This is a genomic window from Pseudomonas oryzihabitans (assembly GCF_007665395.1).
GTDB classification, from domain to species: Bacteria; Pseudomonadota; Gammaproteobacteria; order Pseudomonadales; family Pseudomonadaceae; genus Chryseomonas; species Chryseomonas psychrotolerans_C.
The window spans coordinates 342,420-358,740 of sequence record NZ_VDND01000003.1; the positions used below are offsets into that span (position 1 = coordinate 342,420).

Below are 16,321 nucleotides of genomic sequence, written 5' to 3' on the forward strand. Positions count from 1 at the left end.
GCCCGGCACTTGGCCGGGCTTTTTCATGGAGCCTTGCGTCTCAGCGTGCGTAGGTCAGCAGCACGTCGCCCGGGATCTGGAAATCCACCGACATCATCACCGACAGCGCGGTGATGGCGATGATGGAGAACCCGAACAGCTTGCGTGCCCACTGCACGTCGTTCTCGGCCTGATAGCCCATGAACGCCAGTCGCAGCCACCAGGCACCGATCACGGCGGCCACTGCCAGGTAGACATAGCCGGCATAGCCGAGCACGGTCAGCAGCAGGGTGGCGGCCAGGAAGGCCACGGTGTACCAGACGATGTGCCGCTTGGTCACCGAAATGCCCTTGGCCACCGGCAGTACCGGAATCGAGGCCGCGGTGTAGTCCTTGAGACGGAAGATGGCGATGGCGTAGGAGTGCGGCATCTGCCAGAGGCAGAAGATCAGCAGCAGCACCGCGGCGCCGCTGTCGAACTGGCCGCTGGCAGCGCAGTAGCCGATCACCGGCGGAGCGGCACCGGACAGGCTGCCGACCAGGGTGCCGTACACCGAGGTGCGCTTCAGCCACAGGCTGTAGAGCCCCACGTACACCACGAAACCCATCACCGCGAAGGCGGTGGCGACCAGATTGGTCGCCCCGTACAGCAGCCCCACCCCGGCCAGGCCGAGGAGGGTGGCATAGGCCAGCGCCACCTTCGAAGAGATCGTGCCCTGGACCAGCGCACGATTGCGGGTTCTTTCCATCTTCTGATCGATATCCCTATCAATCACGTTGTTGAACACACAGCCGGAAGCAATGACCAACGACACCCCTATAGCCGTCGCCAGCAGCAACAGCGGGTCGATGCTCCCTTTGGAAGCCAGGAAGAACCCGCCGGCAACCGAGATGAGGTTGCCGAAGATGATGCCCGGCTTGGTCACGAGAAGGTACTTCTTGATCATCACGTCGGCCCGGTTCAGTGGATCATCATGTTGTGGTGCATGTGGTACATGATCCACAGGGATCCGACGACCACGATACCGACGATGACCACGGTGAACCCGAAGGAGATCACGTTCCAACGCTGCTCTTCGGAGGTGTTCAGGTGCAGGAAGAAGTACAGGTGCACGAGCAGCTGTACCACCGCCATGATCACCACGATCGCCAGGGTCGCGCCCTTGGAGAAGGTGGGGAACATCACCAGGCCGAAGGGAATGACCGTCAGGATGACCGACAGGATGAAGCCGACCATGTAGCTCTTGAAAGTGCCATGGCTCTCGGCGGTGTGCCCGTGGGCGTTATGGTCGTGCGCCATTACAGCACCCCCATCAGATAGACGATGGTGAAGACGAAGATCCAGATGATGTCCAGGAAGTGCCAGAACAGGCTCAGGCACGACAGGCGGGTCACGTTGGTGGTGGTCAGGCCCTTGGAAGCGACCTGCAGCATCAACACGATCATCCAGATCAGACCCGAGCTCACGTGGAGACCGTGGGTACCGACCAGCGCGAAGAACGACGACAGGAAGGCACTGCGATCCGGGCCGAAGCCCTCTTCGATCAGGTGATGGAATTCATAGACTTCCATGCCGATGAAGCCGGCGCCGAACAGCCAGGTGACCGCCAGCCAACCCAGGACGCCGCCCTTGCTGCCCTTGTGCTGGGCGATCATGGCGAAGCCGTAGGTGATACTGGAGAACAGCAGCAGGAAGGTTTCGACCAGCACGAAGGGCAGTTCGAAAATGTCCTTCTGGCTGGGGCCGTCGGCATGGGCCCCGCTCAGGACTGCATAGGTCGCAAACAGCGTCCCGAACAGAATGCAGTCCGTCATCAGGTAGGACCAGAAGCCGAATGTCTTCATCGATCCGGCGTCGTGGTGCCCATGCTCCTCGGCATGGGCGACTTCGTTATGCATAACTTGATTCGCCATTGGGTTAGGCCTGCTTCAATTTCGCCAGGGACTGAATGCGTGCGGTTTCGATGCGCGCCACTTCTTCCGCTGGTACGTAGTAGTCGACGTCGTCGTCGTAGCTGCGGACGACCGCACTGACGATGGCGCCTACGAAGCTGGCGATGGCCAGCCACCAGATGTGCCAGATCAGGGCGAAGCCGAGGACCAGGGCGAACAGGCTGATCACGATACCGGCGGCAGTGTTGCGCGGCATGTGTATCTGCTTGTAGTCCGCATCCTTCTTCTCGGTGATGCCTTTTTCCTTCATACCCCAGTAGGCGTCGATGTCGTGCACTTCCGGCACTTCAGCGAAGTTGTAGAAGGGCGGCGGCGAAGCGGTCGACCATTCCAGGGTACGGCCATCCCACGGATCGCCGGTCACGTCCAGGTTCTCCGGCAGATTGCGGTCGCGGATACTGACGTAGAACATCCACAGCTGGCTGAGGATGCCCAGGGCGATGATGCCGGCGCCGATGGCGGCGGTCACCAGGAAGGGGTGCCAGTCGGGGTTGTCGTAGTGGTTCAGACGACGGGTCATGCCCATGAAGCCCAGCATGTACAGCGGCATGAAGGCCACATAGAAGCCGATCAGCCAGCACCAGAAGGCCTGCTTGTTCAGCTTCTCGTTCAGCTTGAAGCCGAAGACCTTCGGGAACCAGTAGATCATGCCGGCGAAGTAGCCGAACACGGCGCCGCCGATGATCACGTTGTGGAAGTGCGCGATCAGGAACAGGCTGTTGTGCAGCACGAAGTCGGCACCCGGAACCGCCAGCAGGACGCCGGTCATGCCGCCGATGCTGAAGGTGACGATGAAGCCCAGGGTCCAGAGCATTGGCGAGGTGAACTGGATGCGCCCCTGGTACATGGTGAACAGCCAGGTGAAGATCTTCACGCCCGTGGGGATCGCGATGATCATGGTGGCGATGCCGAAGAAGGCGTTGACGTTACCGCCCGAGCCCATGGTGAAGAAGTGGTGCAGCCAGACGATGAAGGACAGCACGGTAATGGCGACCGTAGCCCAGACCATCGACACGTAGCCGAACAGGCGCTTTTTGCTGAAGGTGGAGGTGACTTCCGAGAACACGCCGAAGGCCGGCAGGATCAGGATGTATACCTCGGGGTGGCCCCAGGCCCAGATCAGGTTGGTGTACATCATCTGGTTGCCGCCCGCTTCTGCAGTGAAGAAGTGGAAGCCCAGGTAACGGTCCAGGGTCAGCAGCGCCAGGGTCACGGTCAGGATCGGGAACGCGGCCATGATCAGAATGGCGGTGCAGAACGAGGTCCAGGTGAAGATCGGCATACGCATCAGGGTCATGCCCTTGGTACGCATCTTCAGCACGGTCACGAAGAAGTTGACACCGGTCAGCGTCGTACCGATACCGGACAGCTGCAAGGCCCAGATGTAGTAGTCCATCCCCACGCCTGGACTGTATTGGATGCCCGAGAGCGGCGGATAGGCCACCCAGCCGGTCGCGGCGAATTCGCCAATGAACAGCGACATCATGATCAGCACGGCGCCGGCCACGAACAGCCAGAAGCTCAGCGAGTTCAGGAAGGGGAAGGCCACGTCGCGGGCGCCGATCTGCAGCGGCGTCACCACGTTCATCAGGCCGGCCACGAAGGGCATCGCCACGAAGAAGATCATGATCACGCCGTGGGCGGTGAAGATCTGGTCGTAGTGATGCGGTGGCAGGTAGCCCTCGGCGCCGCCGGAGGCGATGGCCTGCTGGCTACGCATCAGGATGGCGTCGGAGAAGCCGCGCAGCAGCATGATCAGGGCGACGATGAAATACATCACGCCGATCTTCTTGTGGTCGACGGTGGTCAGCCACTCTTTCCAGAGATAGCCCCACTTGCCGAAGTAGCTGATGGCACCCACCAGCCCCAGGCCGCCGAGGGCGACCACTAGGAACGTCACGAGAATGATCGGCTCGTGATACGGAATATCCGCGAGAGTTAATTTACCGAACATAACTTATTCCTCGGTACCGTGTTGACCGGCGTGCTGGGTCATATCCATCACGTGATCGGTCTGCTTGCTGAAGTCGGACTTCATGAACTTCTTGATGACCGTTCTGAACAGGTCCGGCTCGACCGTCGAGTAGTAGGCGATCGGCTGCTTCTCGCTGGGCTTGGCCAGCTCGGCGTAGCTCGCCTGGTCCAGGGTCTTGCCACCCGACTGCTTGACCTTGGCTACCCAGGCGTCGAAGTCACCGGCGGTGGGTACCGCGTGCACGGCGAAGATCATGTCAGAGAAGCCGGCGCCGCTGTAGTTGGCCGAGCGACCCTCGAACTCGCCGGGATGATCGGCGATCAGGTGCAGCTGGCTCTGCATGCCGGACATGGCGTAGATCATGCCGCCCAGGGCCGGGATGGACAGGGTGTTCATGACCGATTCGGAGGTGATCTTGAACTGCACCGGACGGTTGACCGGGATGGCGATCTCGTTCACCGAGGCGATGCCCTGCTCGGGATAGATGAACAGCCACTTCCAGTCCATCGACACGGCTTCGATCACCAGCGGCTGCTCGGGATGGTCGAGCGGCTTGAAGGGATCCAGCTCGTGGGAGGTCTTCCAGGACAGGATGCTCAGGAACACCACAATGGCCAGGGGGACCAGCCAGACCACGGCTTCGATCTTGTAGGAGTGAGCCCAGTTCGGGGTGTACTTGGCTTCCTTGTTGGTTGCGCGGTACTTCCAGGCGAACAGGAAGGTCATCACGATGACCGGGATCACCACGATCAGCATGAGGCCGAACGCTGTGTAGATGAGGTTGCGTTCTTGCACGCCGATGGAGCCTTTCGGATCCAGCAGCACGGCGTCGCACCCGCTGAGCAGCAGCGCGGCGGCACCGGCCAGAAGCCAACCGGTTGGTTTTAGATACTTCGTTAGTTTCATCTCACGACCTCAGTAGAGCGGCTCATCGTGGTTATTCTCTCAACGTGCCTGTCGCCAGCCTCATGCTCCGCAACGGACAGGCATCCGTGCGGCAGGCTGATGGATTGCAGAAATTGCGGGATTTCGCAGCGCGGTATGGTGCCACAGAGGGGCTGGATATTCGACCCTTTGGTCAGCCGCCGTTCAGGTGTTGCCGGCCGTCAAGAAAGCCGAAATCGGGCGGGGTAAGGCACTGTCATGCGCTGGGTAAGAGTAGTCGAGGACGTCGGAGTCGCCAGTGCGAACGGCGCTTGCCGGCATCGATGCGCGAGGGGTGCAAGACGAGGAGGGGGCCAGGAAGGCGCGGCCCAAGGCGGCTAAGGCCTTGAAGGCTTTGAAAAGAACGGGGAGGGAGAAAGCGGAGGGATGGTGCCGGAGATAGGAGTCGAACCTACGACCTTCGCATTACGAATGCGCCGCTCTACCAACTGAGCTACACCGGCACGAAGCTTTCAATGATAAGTCCGAGTGTCGTCACTATGCAAGCTTGCCACGCCGACCCCGGGCAGGGGCTGTGGCGATGTGTCGCACTGCCGCGACTGCGTGTTATCGGGGTTCAAACAGGGATCGCGGTTTGACGAGGCCGGGGCGGATGGGGCTGTTGGTCAGCCCAGAGGGGTATCCGGGAAACCTTTGCGGCAATCGTCCTACCTAATTCTTCGCGGCCACAGCAGCCGGGCCGAACCTCGAAAAGCCTGGGCTGCTGGCTGGCCACCCATAGCGGAGAACCCTGATGACCGATTATTCCCTCACTCGTCGTAACGTGCTGGTCGGCTCCACGGTTGGCCTGGCCGCGGCGGCCTCCGGCGCCGCCGTCGCCCAGGAAGGTACCGCTACTACCCGTCCCGCCAAGCCGCTGCAGGACCCCCGCACCAAGTACACCCGGGAGCCGTTCAAGGAGCAGCGCCAGGAATGGCCGGCGCTGACCAGCAAGATGGAGCCGCGTCCCGATCACGGCGAAACCAGCTATCACGGCTCGGGTCGCCTGGCCGGGCGCAAGGCGCTGATCACGGGCGGCGACAGCGGGATAGGGCGGGCGGTGGCCATCGCTTTCGCCCGCGAGGGCGCCGATGTGGCCATCAACTACCACCCCTCCGAAGAGTCCGACGCCCAGGAGGTGGTCAAGCTGATCAGGGAAGCCGGTCGCAAGGCCATCACCCTGCCGGCGGACATCCGTACCCAGGAGGCCTGTGAAGAGGTGGTGAACAAGGCCATCCAGCAACTCGGAGGCCTGGATCTGCTGGTGAACAACGCCGCCTACCAGCAGAGCAAGGCCGACATCCTCGAGATCACCGACGAACAATTCGACCGTACCTTCAAAACCAACGTCTATCACGTCTTCCGCTTCAGCAAGGCCGCCATCCCGCACTTGCCGGCGGGCGCCAGCATCATCAACACCGTCTCGGTGAACTCCTACGATCCCGGCGAAGAACTGATCGACTACGCCTCGACCAAGGCTGCCATCCTCAATCTCACCAAGGGCATGGCCAAGCAACTGGCCAAGAAGGGCATCCGCGTCAACGCCGTGGCACCGGGTCCGGTCTGGACGCCATTGCAAGTGGCGGGTGGTCAGTTAGAGGGGCAGATGAAGGAGTTTGGGCAGAATACGCCGCTTGGCCGGGCAGGACAGCCGGCGGAATTGGCGGGGCTCTATGTGGCGCTGGCGGAAGAGGATGCGAGTTTTAGTACGGGGACGGTGGTGGGGGCATTTGGGGGGAAGGGCATGCCGTGATCGATATCACTTGTGTATTTGTACTTCGATATTTCTGTGGGAGTGCTCATTTTCTTTTGTTTTAATCAGGTCTTTAGAATTTTAGTAATGGGGTATAGCGCCTTTAAAGTATATTAATTATTGAAAATAAAACCATGAGTATTTGGTCTTTTTTTTGTCTTCTTAGCCTTGAGAAATTTTTCAAGATAAAAGATTTTCTTATTTTGGTGCCTTCGTTGCCGCTCATGCTTGGGATGAGGTCGGGCTGGAATAATGTGGCTGTTTTCAGCACCTTTTTACTGTATATTCCTTCCCGGATCTGCTTGATCCGCTTGCTAGCCGCTTTTATTCCTAGGTTGGCGCCAAGTGCATTGCTTTCATGCTGGCGATAATGTACAAAAGAGTCGTTTTTATCAATAAACCATTCTAAATTTTTAGATCTTGAGAAGGCGTATATTGTCCAGTCGTGGATATCTATGCTCAATATTTCATTGCGATAAATTTTGAAGAATTCTAAAAAGCGTTCTACTAAAAATTTGGATATCACGTATGTGCAACCAGGGCCAGCTGACTCAAATAGGTAGTCCCATTTCCGTTGAGGCTGTGATTTTTTTATAGCAACTCTACGGCCGTCTTCCCAGAATGCTGTTACATCGCTTGAGTATCCAAAGTATCCTCCATCTTTTATTTTTTCATGGGCAGTAATAAGCTTTTTCTCTGACCAAATGTCGTCTTGGTCTGAAAAGCAAAAGTAGTCGTACTGATGAATCGGTATATTTTCCAATAAGTAATAAAAGCTTTTGGCTGCGCTGCCAAAGCTTTTCTTTTCATTGAAAATGGTTATATTTTTTTGGGATTTTTGTATTTCGCTAACAATTCTTTCGGTATTGTCATCTGATCTGTCGATATTTATATATATATGTAGGTCGATACCTTCTTGTGAAATAATACTAGATATCTGTTCCGATATCCATTTTTCTCCATTCTTTGCTGCTAATAATATGGCAAATTTCGCACTCATTTTTTTTTGAGTCCGTGCAGTGTTTTAATTCCATCTAAGAACCCCTTGGCCCCAAATTTCAGGTATTTTTTTTTCTCTCTTTTATATAAAAAAAAGAAGACATGATGAAATATGCATGCAGCAATTTCCCTTAGGGCAATTGCGGTAGGTACGTGAGGTAGACCAAGTAGGATTATTGAGTTTCTAGCTCGGTAGTATCTTCGTTCAGGAGAATGTATTGGGACGGTTAGCCCCAAAAAAATGTCGGAACTGTCCCCTATGGTATGAGTCATTTCACACCGTGTTGAGCTAAACAGATGAAAGCCTTTGCTTTTTGCTCTCAAACACCATTCAGTATCTATGTAATCAATAAAAAGCGCTTCGTTCATCATCCCTACTGTATCGAAGACTTTTGTAGGAATTATTTTTCCGGATGATATTAGGAGGTCTACCTCTCTAGGCTTTGATGCTTTCTTTGCTTTTATTTTTTTTAATAATCCATATTTAGATATTTTGATGTGATGAGCGTATCGATTGTCATGTTGCTTTTCCTTGTACAGTGGAGCAATTGCAGCTACCTTGTAGTAAGGGGAAACGAGTCTTAGATCATCAAGCAAGCTGTCGAGGCTGCTTTTAGAGAGAAAACTGTCCTGGTCTAAGAATATGATGTGCTCAAAATTTTTGGTTTTTGCATATTCCACTCCTTGGTTTTGAGCTGCTGCTAGTCCTTCGTTATTCTTGTTTTCTATAATCGCAGCTCTATTGCTCTTGATAACTGGTTTTACTTTGCTTCCATTGTCAATAATGATCGTGTTAATTTCTGGATGATCGAGCTCAAGTAGTAATTTTTCTAGCTTAGGAATGTCTGGATTGTAGGTGGCTATAATTGCCAATATTCCGGATGGCTCTTTCTCGTCTAGCTGTTGCACGGTATTATTTCCTCAAGTTTATAAAGAGGCTCCTCGGATTTGTTTTTCTTAGCATACTCTATGTCCTGTTCGATAGTTCTTTGATCTTTTTTTGAAAAACCTTTTATGTCTTCGAGAAAGACGTCTTCGCTTTCGGTTGGGTATGCTCGATAGCGACTATTGATGACCCGCTTTGCGGAATCGTTCTCTTCCGCTATATAAAGTTCTAATGCCAGTTTATCAAGTAGGGTGTATGTGGGGAGAGATCTTGCCATTCGATAGATAAGGCAAAGGCGTAAGTTTCCACTAGCTACGGGTAGAAAATTTAGACTCGAAAGATCAGCCGAAAAGCTTAAAGCGGGATTGGCGGCGATGCGAGTAAAGTTCGCCGTTTTTTCTATGTTTGAAAGCTGGTCTGAAGACTTGTAAGTATTTTCTACTAAATAAGTATATTGAAATGATGTTATTGTTGCGAGTGTTAATAGCGATAGGCAGGCTCCGTATATCACCGTCTTGGTGATGGTTGTAAGTGGGATTTCAGTCCTTTTTAAACTAGAGGTGCTAATTATGGTGACTGCTAGTGCGAGAAAGTGAGTGTACCAAAGCGGATACTCTAATAAGCTGTGTAATACTAAGGTGGCGATTGCAAGGGCTGAAAAATAATCTTTTTTATTGCTTTTTAGTGACATTATCAGTTGGGTGCCAATTATTATCAGACCTGCCAGTGCTGGGATTGCGGTAATTCCTAGCTCGCTTAGCAGGTTTATCACTATGTTGTGGGAGTGGCTCCAGGTAATGTTTTGGGCCGCGCTAGGCGCTTTTAGCTGTTCTAAAAAACTATAGTGTGCATAGTTCCCCCATCCTGTTCCCCATGGAAGATTGTTCAATATTATGCTTAAGGACTTTTTCCACTCGGCTATACGAATCGCGTCTCCGCCAGCAAGTCTCTTTATGCCTGTCTCTTGATTGGCAAATAGAGTTGCTAGTATTTGGCAGATTAATAAGACTGTTAGGGAGTAAAGTAGAGACTTCAGAAAGCGGCGTGAGTAGTCTGTTTGTAGTCCGATTCTAGAAAATATAACTATCAGGCATATCGAAGTTGCTAGATACAAAAAGATGGATCGGGATGCAGAGAACGCCAGCAAGGGCGCTATCAATATTAATACTGTAGATAGGATAGACCTGTTTTTTATAGTGCTCGCATTTGAGTAGATGTGTATTGCGGATAATAGCCCTATAAAGATGTAGGAGGTAAATAAATTTCTCTGTGCAATATTTCCATAAATGGTCGCGTTGGGATTGTTAGGTTCCCAAAAAACATATGGCTTCACCATTTCGGTGAGGTCGAAAAGCTGGATATAACCTGCGGCGCAACTGAGGATCGTGCCAGTGATTAATCCCCATAATATCGACTCCCTTGAGTTGCTCTGGACGGTTGTCGATAAAAGAGTTGCGGCAAAAATGACTAGTACAGCCGAATAGGAGTATTCGTTTATCTGAGGATTTAATAGTATGGCGAATAATAAGTAAGCTAATAATAAAGATGTTGCGGAAATGTATAGTTTTTTGTTCTTATAGGTTGCGTATAGCGCTAGTCCAACGGAAAGCGAAAATGCCAGTATCTGGCTTGTAAAGTCCCCATCGGGATACAAGTGCACAGGATTTATGAAGGGTATTGAGACAATCCCGAAGGACAATAGGCTGATGGGTGTATACTTTTTCATTGAATATTAAAAAAGGCCTTTCGGCCTTTTTTTATCTCTATTAATTAGCCGCGACATTCGGAAGGAACATATTTCGCTTTTGTGGCGTCGCTAACTGCGCAAACCCACGTAATCGCACCCGGCGGAACAGTTCCCGAGCTCAAAGCTGCACCACTAGATTTAGGTGTCAGGGTCAAAGTGACGTTTCCTGCGCGAGAGGTAGTAACAATACTAATAATGCCTGTATCACTTGCAACAGAAACAGAGCTGACATTAGTAGTTGCTGGCGGAGCCGACCAGCCCTGTGCCAAACTAGAAGCGCCATTTGCGGCATTCTCAGCTACTGCAAGCCTAGCGGGCGAAGCCAGACTAAGGCCTTCAGAGACCCTAGCGCGAACTGTGTAGTCTTGGTAGGCAGGAATTGCCACCGCCGCCAAGATACCAATGATCGCCACCACGATCATCAGTTCGATCAAGGTAAAGCCTTTTTGAGCATTCATTCCAAATCTCCAAGGTTGCGTCAGGCCAACGTGCCTGTCAGGGGTATAGCATAGGCCGTGCCAAAGAAAAGTGCCTACTGCACCACGTTTTCTCTGTCGATGCCGTCAATAAAGGGGCAGGTCATGACAAAAAATGTCAGTGGTCTGGCGTCATTTTGCGGGCGGGGCAGGGGGGTGCTATAAGGCCAGCTAACGCAGGCTTGGGTGATCGACGATGAATGAGACGGTGATGCTGTCGGGACTAGCGCGGCAACTGGTGGATGCGCAGTTGCTGGCGGAGTCGGCTGCCCAGCAGGCGGTGGTCAAGGCCAAGCAGGCCAAGGTGCCGCTGGTGACCTATCTCGTACAGCAGCGCCTGGTGCAGAGCCGGCCCTTGGCGGAGCTAGCTGCTCAGGAGTTCGGCGTACCCTTTCTCGATCTGGCGGCCATCGACAAGGAGCAGTTGCCCAAGGATATCGTCAACGAGAAGCTGATGCAGCAGCATCACTTCTTGCCCCTCAGCAAGAGGGGAAACAAGCTCTTCATCGCCCTGTCCGATCCGACCAACCAGCAGGCCATCAACGATGTGTCCTTTGGCAGCAAGCTGGCGGTCGAGGTGGTACTGGTCGAAGATGACAAGTTGCACCAGGCTATCGAGCGCTATCTGGATACCGGCACGGGTGGCCTGGATCTGGGTGATATTGATCTCGATCTGGAAACCGACGGTGGTGAGCGGCCCCAGGAAGCGGTGGCCGGGACCGATGCCGACGATGCGCCGGTGGTGAAGTTCGTCAACAAGATGCTGCTCGACGCCATCAAGAAGGGCTCGTCCGACCTGCATTTCGAGCCCTATGAAAAGATGTATCGGGTGCGTTTTCGTACCGATGGCATCCTGCACGAGGCGGCGCGGCCACCGGTGCAACTGGTGTCGCGCATCTCGGCGCGACTCAAGGTGATGTCCAATATGGATATTTCGGAGCGCCGTAAGCCCCAGGATGGACGGGTCAAGCTCAAGGTGTCCAAGACCAAGTCCATCGACTTTCGGGTCAATACCCTGCCCACCCTGTGGGGCGAGAAGATCGTGATGCGGATCCTGGACTCGTCCAGCGCCCAGATGGGCATCGACGCCCTGGGCTACGAGGATGTGCAGAAAGAGCTTTACCTGCAGGCGCTCAAGCAGCCGCAGGGCATGATCCTGGTGACCGGGCCGACCGGTTCGGGCAAGACGGTATCCCTCTATACCGGCCTGAATATCCTCAATACCGAGGACATCAATATTTCCACCGCGGAAGACCCGGTGGAGATCAACCTGGAAGGCATCAACCAGGTCAACGTCAATCCGCGCCAGGGGCTCGACTTCTCCCAGGCGCTGCGCGCGTTCCTGCGTCAGGATCCGGACGTGATCATGGTGGGTGAGATCCGTGACCTGGAAACGGCGGAGATCGCCATCAAGGCGGCCCAGACCGGCCACATGGTGATGTCGACCCTGCACACGAACAGCGCCGCGGAAACCCTGACCCGCCTGCGCAACATGGGGGTGCCCGCCTTCAACCTGGCCACCTCGGTCAACCTGATCATCGCCCAGCGCCTGGCACGCAAGCTGTGCAACAAGTGCAAGAGGGTCCATGAGGTACCCCATGAGGCACTGCTGGCCGAGGGGTTCCGCGCGGAAGAGATCGGCAGCTTCACCCTGTACCAGGCCATCGGCTGCGAGGAGTGCAACGCCGGTTATCGCGGGCGGGTAGGCATCTACGAGGTAGTGAAGATCACCCCGGCGTTGCAGCAGATGATCATGGAGGAGGGCAACTCCATCGAGATCGCGGCGCGGATGCGCACCGAGGGCTTCAACGATCTGCGGCGGTCCGGACTGGTCAAGGCCATGCAAGGGATCACCAGTCTGGAAGAGATCAATCGGGTGACCAAGGACTGACGGTTGCCCTCACCCTAGCCCTCTCCCGGAGGGAGAGGGGACTGGGGCGGAGTGTTGGGTCAGCTCCCGGTTGTAGGCTGAGGGCTATTCTAAACGGCGGCGCCTGGCCTCTCTGGCGCGATGCTTGCCTGGATAGAGGCAACCGCTTTGCAAAGAGCATTCTTTTGACGGGTCCGCCATGTCGGGCCGAGTCTTTGACGAGTCGAGGCCATGGCCGATAAAGCTATCAAGATGGGCAACTTCACCTGGGAGGGAACCGATCGCAAGGGGACCAAGGTGAAGGGTGAGATGGCCGGATTGAATCCGGCGCTGATCAAGGCGCAGTTGCGCAAGCAGGGCATCAATCCGACCCGGGTGCGCAAGAAGTCGGTGTCGCTGTTTGGCAAGGGCAAGAAGATCAAGCCCCTGGATATCGCCCTGTTCACCCGGCAGCTGGCGACCATGATGGGCGCAGGCGTACCGCTGTTGCAGGCCTTCGATATCATCGGTGAAGGCTTTGATAATCCCAACATGCGCAAGCTGGTGGACGACATCAAGCAGGATGTCGCCGCGGGTAACAGCCTGGCTAATTCCCTGCGCAAGCAGCCGCAGTACTTCGATGATCTCTATTGCAACCTGGTGGATGCCGGTGAGCAGTCCGGTGCGCTGGAAACCCTCTTGGATAGGGTCGCCACCTACAAGGAAAAGACCGAGGCGCTGAAGAAGAAGATCAAGAAGGCCATGACCTATCCGGCGGCGGTCATTATCGTGGCGGTAATCGTCTCGGCCATCCTGTTGATCAAGGTGGTACCGCAATTCCAGTCGGTATTCGAAGGCTTCGGTGCCCAATTGCCGGCATTCACACTGATGGTCATCGCCATTTCCGAAGTCTTGCAGGAGTGGTGGTTGCTGGTGCTCGGTGGCTTGTTCGTCCTGGGCTTCGCCTTGCGGCATTTCCACAAGAAGTCCGAGAAATTTCGCGATGCCACGGACCGTATGCTGCTGAAGATTCCCTTGATCGGTTCCATCCTCTACAAGTCGGCCATTGCCCGTTATGCCCGGACGCTGGCCACTACCTTCGCTGCCGGCGTCCCGCTGGTGGATGCGCTCGATTCGGTCGCTGGGGCGGCCGGCAATGTGGTGTTCCGCAATGCCGTAGAGAAGATCAAGGGTGATGTGTCCACCGGCATGCAGCTCAACTTTTCCATGCGTACCACCGGGGTGTTCTCCTCCCTGGCCATTCAGATGACCGCCATCGGGGAGGAATCGGGCTCGCTGGACGAGATGCTGTCCAAGGTCGCGACCTTCTATGAGGACGAGGTCGACAACATGGTCGACAACCTCACCACCCTGATGGAGCCGATGATCATGGCCGTACTCGGGGTATTGGTGGGCGGCCTGATCATCGCCATGTACCTGCCGATCTTCCAACTCGGCTCGGTGGTCTGATGGCACTGCTGGAATTCCTGGCCGGCGCGCCGCTGGCCGCGACGCTGTGCGCGCTACTCCTGGGGTTGCTAGTGGGCAGCTTTCTCAACGTGGTGGTCTATCGGCTGCCGGTGATGCTTAGGCGTGAGTGGCAGGCGGAGGCGCGTGAGGTGCTGGAGCTGCCACCCGAGCCGGCTGGAGCGCCTTTCAATCTGGCGCGCCCCGCCTCGCGGTGCCCTCATTGCCAGCGCGCCGTGCGGCCCTGGGAGAACGTGCCGGTTGTCAGCTATCTGTTCCTGCGCGGTCGTTGCAAGGGTTGCCAGGGGGCGATCAGCGCGCGCTATCCGCTGGTGGAGCTGGCCTGCGGCCTGTTGTCGGCCTGGGTCATCTGGCATCTGGGTGTGACCTGGCAGGGCGGGGCCTTCTTGCTGCTGACCTGGGGCCTGCTGGCGGCCAGTCTGATCGATGCCGATCATCAGCTGCTGCCGGATGTCATCGTCCTGCCGCTGCTCTGGCTGGGCCTGGTCGTCAACCAGTTCGGCCTGTTCACCAACCTGGGTGATGCGGTCTGGGGCGCCGTGGCGGGTTACCTGAGTCTCTGGCTGGTGTTCCAGCTGTTCCGCCTGGTGACCGGCAAGGAGGGCATGGGCTATGGCGACTTCAAGTTGCTGGCCTTGCTCGGGGCCTGGGGTGGTTGGCAGATCCTGCCGCTGACCATCCTGCTGTCGTCGCTCGTGGGGGCCATTCTCGGCATCATCACCCTGCGATTGCGGCGGGCGGAAACCAGTACGCCCTTGCCCTTCGGTCCCTATCTGGCCGTGGCGGGGTGGATTGCCTTGCTCTGGGGTGATCAAATAACCGGCCTGTACCTGAACTTCGCCGGATTCCGATGACTTCTGCCTGGACCCTCGGCCTGACCGGGGGCATCGGCAGTGGCAAGAGCGCCGCTGCCGAGCACTTCGCCCGTCTGGGCATCACCTGCGTCGACGCCGACCAGGCCGCCCGTTGGGTGGTCGAGCCGGGACGGCCGGCATTGGCCGAGATCGTCAGGCATTTTTCGCCGGCGGTCTTGCAACCGGACGGCAGCCTGAACCGGGCGGCGCTGCGGGCGGCGATCTTCGCCGACCCGGCCGAGCGGCGCTGGCTGGAAACCTTGCTGCATCCCATCATTCGCCAGGAGATCCTGGCCGTCCTGGCGCGGGCCCAGTCGCCCTATGCCATCCTGGTGTCGCCGCTGCTGTTCGAATCCGGACAGCGTGCCCTGGTGCAGCGTGGCCTGGTGATCGACGTGCCGGAAGAGCTGCAGCTGGAGCGGGCCGTGCGCCGCGATGGGGTGGACGCAGCCCAAGTAAGGGCCATCCTGGCCGCGCAACTGCCGCGTGCCGAACGGTTGGCCAGGGCCGATGACGTCATCCGCAATGACGGCGATCTCGCCGCGCTCCACACCGAGGTGGAGCGCCTGCATTCCTTTTATTTGACCCTTGACGGAGGCCAAGCATGAGCACTCTCACCGTGGACTGCCCCACCTGCGGCGCACCCGTGGAATGGAGCGAGAAGAGCCCCAACCGACCCTTCTGCTCCGACCGTTGCAAGCTGATCGACCTGGGCGCCTGGGCGGCGGAAGAACACGCCATCCCAGGTAACGAACTCGAAGACGATCTATATTCCGATGACCTCAATCGGCGCGGCCACTAGGGCGCGCCGTCCCTCACAGCCGTTGCGCCCAGGCCTGGGCGGTGGCCTGGGCCGCCTGGCGCAGCTTGGCGGCCAGCTCGGGCTTGTCGTATTCCAGCGGACTGGACGCCGTGATCGTGTGGATGCGGTCGCCCTTGATGAAGAACACCTGGGTGCCCAGCAGGGGCTTGCTGCAGGCACTGGCGCCTTCGCCGAGGCCGTCGATGGCCTTGCAATCCAGTTGTTCGCTGAGCGACTGCACCTGGCGACGCAACTTGGGTAGCGCCCGACCGCCATTCTCGTAGCCCGCCGATAGCCCCAGCAGGTAGTTGGCCGGCTGGCCGGTGTCGCGATCGGTGAAGGCGCAGCCACCGGCGATCTGCCGGGCATAGGCCAGCGGCAGGCCGGAGGTTTGCTGGAGCAGGGGCAGTGGCAACTGGGCCTGCAGGCTGGCGCAGTCGACGGGCTCGCCGTTGTCGGCATGGGCGAGGGCGGCGCTCAGGAGCAGCGGAAGGGCAACGAGGAAACGCATGAAAACATCCTGTCGAGGGCCGGCGGCCGATAGGCGCTGAGTCTACCGGTTGGGATCCGATCGGAGGCGGATGGACGGAGTGCCTGTGCGCTGCGTCATGCGTCGGCCATCACATCGCGGGCTGGT

General features: G+C 56.6%; 16 protein-coding genes and 1 tRNA gene. 6 read left to right on the plus strand and 11 right to left on the minus strand.

Annotation, left to right across the window (positions count from 1 at the left end):
* Nucleotides 1-40: 40 nt before the first annotated feature.
* From cyoE to FSV73_RS09160, 6 genes are all read right to left on the minus strand, one after another.
* Nucleotides 41-928 carry a heme o synthase gene (gene cyoE, locus FSV73_RS09135; RefSeq protein WP_260856051.1) on the minus strand — a complete coding sequence of 296 codons (888 nt, stop codon included), beginning with the start codon at nucleotides 926-928 and terminating at the stop codon, nucleotides 41-43.
* Nucleotides 929-939: 11 nt separating this feature from the next.
* The gene (cyoD, locus tag FSV73_RS09140) at nucleotides 940-1,278 is read right to left on the minus strand and encodes a cytochrome o ubiquinol oxidase subunit IV (RefSeq protein WP_059316080.1); all 339 of its coding nucleotides are present in this window, start codon (nucleotides 1,276-1,278) and stop codon (nucleotides 940-942) included.
* Nucleotides 1,278-1,892 (minus strand): cytochrome o ubiquinol oxidase subunit III, encoded by a 615-nt coding sequence (locus FSV73_RS09145; RefSeq protein WP_145006980.1) that lies wholly within the window; start codon nucleotides 1,890-1,892, stop codon nucleotides 1,278-1,280. The genes cyoD and FSV73_RS09145 overlap by 1 nt, the downstream gene beginning before the upstream one ends.
* 4 nt (nucleotides 1,893-1,896) lie before the next feature.
* Nucleotides 1,897-3,885, minus strand: coding sequence for a cytochrome o ubiquinol oxidase subunit I (gene cyoB, locus FSV73_RS09150; RefSeq protein ID WP_145006982.1), 1,989 nt, complete (start codon nucleotides 3,883-3,885; stop codon nucleotides 1,897-1,899).
* Between the two features lie 3 nt (nucleotides 3,886-3,888).
* The gene (gene cyoA / locus FSV73_RS09155; RefSeq protein WP_145006984.1) at nucleotides 3,889-4,812 is read right to left on the minus strand and encodes a ubiquinol oxidase subunit II; all 924 of its coding nucleotides are present in this window, start codon (nucleotides 4,810-4,812) and stop codon (nucleotides 3,889-3,891) included.
* A 406-nt stretch (nucleotides 4,813-5,218) separates the two neighbouring features.
* Nucleotides 5,219-5,294: transfer RNA gene (locus tag FSV73_RS09160), tRNA-Thr, on the minus strand.
* Nucleotides 5,295-5,584: 290 nt separating this feature from the next.
* Between FSV73_RS09160 and FSV73_RS09165 the strand changes: the two genes are divergently transcribed.
* Nucleotides 5,585-6,583 (plus strand): SDR family oxidoreductase, encoded by a 999-nt coding sequence (locus FSV73_RS09165; protein ID WP_145006986.1) that lies wholly within the window; start codon nucleotides 5,585-5,587, stop codon nucleotides 6,581-6,583.
* A 103-nt stretch (nucleotides 6,584-6,686) separates the two neighbouring features.
* Here FSV73_RS09165 and FSV73_RS09170 read toward each other — a convergent pair whose 3' ends face one another.
* The 4 genes from FSV73_RS09170 to FSV73_RS09185 are packed head-to-tail and all read right to left on the minus strand — an operon-like array spanning nucleotide 6,687 to nucleotide 10,673.
* On the minus strand, nucleotides 6,687-7,583 hold the full coding sequence (locus tag FSV73_RS09170) for a glycosyltransferase (protein ID WP_145006988.1): 897 nt from the start codon (nucleotides 7,581-7,583) through the stop codon (nucleotides 6,687-6,689).
* Nucleotides 7,580-8,491: a rhamnosyltransferase gene (locus tag FSV73_RS09175; protein ID WP_145006990.1), complete on the minus strand. Its 912-nt coding sequence runs from the start codon at nucleotides 8,489-8,491 to the stop codon at nucleotides 7,580-7,582. The genes FSV73_RS09170 and FSV73_RS09175 overlap by 4 nt, the downstream gene beginning before the upstream one ends.
* A complete protein-coding gene (locus FSV73_RS09180) occupies nucleotides 8,479-10,194 on the minus strand; it encodes a PglL family O-oligosaccharyltransferase (RefSeq protein ID WP_145006992.1) in 1,716 nt (571 codons plus the stop codon). The genes FSV73_RS09175 and FSV73_RS09180 overlap by 13 nt, the downstream gene beginning before the upstream one ends.
* Before the next feature lie 44 nt (nucleotides 10,195-10,238).
* A complete protein-coding gene (locus tag FSV73_RS09185) occupies nucleotides 10,239-10,673 on the minus strand; it encodes a pilin (RefSeq protein ID WP_145006994.1) in 435 nt (144 codons plus the stop codon).
* Nucleotides 10,674-10,887: 214 nt separating this feature from the next.
* Here FSV73_RS09185 and pilB point away from each other — a divergent pair, with 214 nt between their 5' ends.
* From pilB to yacG, 5 genes are all read left to right on the plus strand, one after another.
* Nucleotides 10,888-12,582 carry a type IV-A pilus assembly ATPase PilB gene (gene pilB, locus FSV73_RS09190; protein WP_145006996.1) on the plus strand — a complete coding sequence of 565 codons (1,695 nt, stop codon included), beginning with the start codon at nucleotides 10,888-10,890 and terminating at the stop codon, nucleotides 12,580-12,582.
* A 210-nt stretch (nucleotides 12,583-12,792) separates the two neighbouring features.
* Entirely contained in the window at nucleotides 12,793-14,010 is a 1,218-nt protein-coding gene (locus tag FSV73_RS09195; protein WP_145006998.1) for a type II secretion system F family protein, read from the plus strand.
* Nucleotides 14,010-14,882 (plus strand): prepilin peptidase, encoded by an 873-nt coding sequence (locus tag FSV73_RS09200; protein ID WP_145007000.1) that lies wholly within the window; start codon nucleotides 14,010-14,012, stop codon nucleotides 14,880-14,882. Before FSV73_RS09195 ends, FSV73_RS09200 begins: the two co-directional genes overlap by 1 nt.
* Nucleotides 14,879-15,490: a dephospho-CoA kinase gene (gene coaE / locus FSV73_RS09205; RefSeq protein WP_145007002.1), complete on the plus strand. Its 612-nt coding sequence runs from the start codon at nucleotides 14,879-14,881 to the stop codon at nucleotides 15,488-15,490. The genes FSV73_RS09200 and coaE overlap by 4 nt, the downstream gene beginning before the upstream one ends.
* Nucleotides 15,487-15,684, plus strand: coding sequence for a DNA gyrase inhibitor YacG (gene yacG / locus FSV73_RS09210; RefSeq protein ID WP_145007004.1), 198 nt, complete (start codon nucleotides 15,487-15,489; stop codon nucleotides 15,682-15,684). The genes coaE and yacG overlap by 4 nt, the downstream gene beginning before the upstream one ends.
* 13 nt (nucleotides 15,685-15,697) lie before the next feature.
* Here yacG and FSV73_RS09215 read toward each other — a convergent pair whose 3' ends face one another.
* Nucleotides 15,698-16,195 carry a hypothetical protein gene (locus FSV73_RS09215; protein WP_145007006.1) on the minus strand — a complete coding sequence of 166 codons (498 nt, stop codon included), beginning with the start codon at nucleotides 16,193-16,195 and terminating at the stop codon, nucleotides 15,698-15,700.
* Nucleotides 16,196-16,321 lie beyond the last annotated feature (126 nt).